The 4,270-nt window shown below is 37.0% G+C and carries 1 protein-coding gene; it reads left to right on the forward strand.

The window, feature by feature from the left end:
• Window positions 1–4,270, forward strand: a 4,270-nt coding sequence (locus tag BBROOKSOX_RS09150; protein WP_139661268.1) for a C80 family cysteine peptidase, incomplete at both ends; no start/stop codon positions are given.

A 4,270-nucleotide genomic window follows, 5' to 3' on the forward strand; every position in this document is an offset into this window, starting at 1 on the left:
ACGCCTGATTCCAGTGTACGGATCAATATTGTTGGACATCCAGAAGCATTGGAACAAGTGGGAGCGATAAAGTTAGCAGATTACACCGATCAATTAGCGCGACACTACAAGATAGATTTAGTAGGCAGTCACGCCTATTTGAATCGTGCTGCGCTAGTGGGTTGTAAAAACCAGCTACTTAGTGAAAATTACGCTAAACAACTTTATACTCGAAGATATTTAAGAGACACTAGCGTTACCGGTAGATTAGGCGATATTCAAGTGAACGAAGATGGCTCTAAAACCATGAATGATAAGGATCAAAAAATCATTCATCGTTGGGATTATGAATTTGGAAAACCTACTTGGACAACGCAAAGCTCTAAGAATATTAGTAAAGTTTTAGATCATCTAAAGTTGGGGTTAGATAATGAAACTGCCTTAAATATTCCCGATTCATTGACTTATGAGGAGATAGGCAAGCCCATTGACGAAGGCACCACGAAAACTGCCTACACTTTAAAAAACCATCCTGATTTGTTATTTTTACAGCTAAATGAAAATCTAGAAGAAAGCAATTACATTGAGCAATTAAAAAATGAAGTTGAGTGGAGTAACAAATTTAGAGAAATGGGTGTTAAAACGCCAACATACTTTAAGGTGCTTTCTGTAATTGATGAAGACGCTCAAGAACATCAGGGTGTTTTAGTTGAACGCATTCACGACTCATTAATAACAACACCGAGATGGATGACTCCTCCAGGTGAGCGTATAACACACAAAACACTGAGCGATATTCAGAATTTATTACAGCAATTTGAACAACATTCAAATTTGAGTATTGGTGATTTTCAAATGTTATTGGGTAGAGATGGGCAACTTTATGTTGTTGACCCATTCAACACTTACTCGTCATCGTCTGAAACTTTGAGTCCTTCTTCACAGAAAATCAGAGAAGACAATATAAAAGATTTAAAAGAATGGCGGAAGACCTCACTAAACACCCTAAGAGTCTTTGATCAAAACCAAGGTATGCACGCCATTCTTGTTGATAAGGCTATGTTAGAGCGTGATCCAGCATTTGAAAAAAGCCTATTAAACAAAGCAAAAAAACAACAAGATCTTGTTGTTATGAGTTACGACTCAGAAGGCACAACCAAAGTGCTTTACGAGCCAAAAACCAACTATGAAATAGATAGAATTGAAGTAATGGTTGATAAGAGCAATCACTTTATTAGTAAAGCTCAAGTGAGATCTTTAATAAGAGGCAACCTCAAAGTGTCCAGTGATATGGTTTTTCGTCATGCATTAAAAGAAGATTTCAGCAACTATCGAAGCAACATTATCGTTCAAAATGGTAACAGCGAAGTCGCAATCAAAGCCGCCCAAGCCCTTGCCAATAAACATCCTGATAGCAGCATTATTGTGCGTTTTGATGCTAATGGACAATTGATCACGCTAACAGATGGACTTTATACACCTAAAGGCAATGTGCGCCTTAGTTTTGTCGATCATGGTACTGATTTAAATGAAGAAGGTGCACAATCATTAGCAGATAAAGTAAAAATACTACAGCAAACCTACGGCAACGACAGCACCGACATTGAGCGTATCGCCTTAGTTGGCTGTAGCACTGATGGCGTTAACCAAAACCTCACTCAGGATTTTGCCAAAGCCATTTATAACGACATACCCGAATTAACAACTGCCGAAATAACCGGCAGAAAAGGCGATATGCAAATCAACCCTGATGGCACCAAAACCATGGAAACGGGCGGTAAAAAAATGATTTATCAGTGGAACGATGACTTAAATATCGTTACCCAGCAGACCGAAGAATCTAAGCGTTCAGGGGAGATATTAGAAAACTTGAAACTGGGTTGTGTGAGCTCTAAAGGTTCATCTGATACTGATATTATTGATGCTGATATTATCGATATAGATAGTATTCCAGATACTTTAACCACTGAACAAGTAGACTTAGGCGACGCTGTTGGAGCAGGTTCATTTAAAACTGCCTACAATTTTAAAGGTCGACCTGATTTATTGGTGTTGTTATTAGAGTCAGAGAGTCAATCCAACGATATTGCAAATGAAGTAACATGCTTAGAACAACTAGACGCGCTTGGTATGAAAACACCTGAGCGTTATAAGCAAATCACATTTGTAGACCGATCTATACCCAACTTTAATATCCAGCAACGCGGCTTGGTTGTGCAAAAGATTAAAGGTGCACGGGATATAAGATTAAGAAACAGAACCTATATTAATCCTCAATCAAGTCTGCTTGATAATTGCAACAATGAAACCTTAAAAGATATCAAAAATTTGCAAAAAATATTTGCAAATAATCCCCATCTTTTTGTGCAGGATTTCCAAGGAATTATCGCTGAAGATGGTCAACTGTATGTTATAGATCCACAGAATGTTGATTTGCATGAAAGTAGCAAGAATAATTCAATCCAATTAGGTGCTTTGCAAGGATTTGAGCAAACTATTTTAAAACGCCACAAGCGTTTTACTGACAAAGCACTCAATCATATTGCCTATATTGACAGCAGAATCTGGGAATCTTACAGCGATGCACGAAAACAACAAATACTAAGCGACCCACGGAAAGAAGACAATAAAGTCATTATTGTTTATAATTTTGCAACAGGTGAAAAAGAAGTCATTCACGAACCAAGCAACAGTAAAGATTTGGACTTCAACACCGTTGAAGTCATTACCCAAGATAACCAAAACCAAGATGTTGATTTAAGAAAAGAGAGTATTGATTTTATGAATCAACAAGGTTGGGTGAAAAGCAGAGATCTTATTTTCCGTGTAAACACCTCTGAGGATCACGAAGCCTTAAACCTAAAAAGCAACGGCAAAAACAAATACAACATTATTTTATCCATTGGCGAAGACAAGATTACCAAAGACGCCGCCGAAGCATTGCTTGGCAAACACCCCGATACCAGTATTATTGCGACACTTGATGAGCAAGGAAAATTGGTTTTTCCAAAGGGTAAAGCATTTACACCTGATTCCAGTGTACGGATCAATATTGTTGGACATTCAGAAGCATTAGAAAAAGTAGGGGCGACAAAGTTAGCGAATTACACCGATCAATTAGTGCGACACTATAAGATAAATTCAACAGATAACTCCGCTTACTTAAATCGTGCCGCTTTGGTGGGTTGTAACAACGAAAAACTCAGTCAAGATTATGCCAATCAACTCTATACCCGAAAATATTTAAGAGACACTAGTGTTACCGGTAGATTAGGCGATATACATATAAATAAAGATGGTTCTAAAACCATGAACGGTGATGATCAAAAAATCGTTCATCGTTGGAATCATGAAGTTGAAAAACCTACTTGGGTAACACAAAGCTCTGCCAATATTGGTGATGTTTTAGATCATCTAAAATTGGGACTGGATGATGGAACAACACCCGATTCATTGACATATAAGGATATAGGTAAATCTATTGGACATGGTTCCACAAAAACCGCTTACACCTTAAAGGACCACCCCGATTTGTTGTTTTTACAACTAGATAAATGGCGAGATGATGAGCGTTCAGTTGGACAATTAAAAAACGAAATTGAGTGGATTAACAAATTTAGAGAAATGGGCATTAAAACGCCAAAATATTTTAAAACTATTTCCATGATTGATGAGGATAATCAAGAGCACCATGGCATTTTGGTTGAACGCATTTATGACTCAATAATAACAAAACCAGGGCGGCTACCTGTTCCAGATGAGCGGGTAACGCACAAAACGCTAAGCGATATTCAAAATTTATTACAGAAATTTGATCAACATCCAAATTTAGACATTGATGATTTACAAATGTTATTAGGTAGAGATGGGCAACTTTATGTTATAGATCCATTAAATACTAACCCACCATCATCTGAATTTTCGTCTGATTTTTCACAGGAAGAAAGAGAATATCATATAGAACATTTGCAAAGGTGGAGGGATACATCATTAAAAATTTTAAAAGAATTTGACCAAAACCAAGGTATGCACGCCATTTTTGTTAGCAAGAAAATGTTAGAGGATGATCCAAAATTTGAACAAAGTCTATTAGATAAAGCACAAAAACAACAAGACCTTGTTGTTATGAGTTACGACTCAAAAGGCACAACCAAAGCGCTTTACGAGCCAAAAACCTCTTATAAAATTGACAGAATTGAAGTAATAGTTGATGAGAATAATCGCTTTATTAATGAATATAAAATGGAGGATTTTGTAAGACGCAACCCCAAAGTGTCCAGTGATATGGTTT

The organism is bacterium endosymbiont of Bathymodiolus sp. 5 South (assembly GCF_900128535.1).
Taxonomy (GTDB): Bacteria; Pseudomonadota; Gammaproteobacteria; order PS1; family Pseudothioglobaceae; genus Thiodubiliella.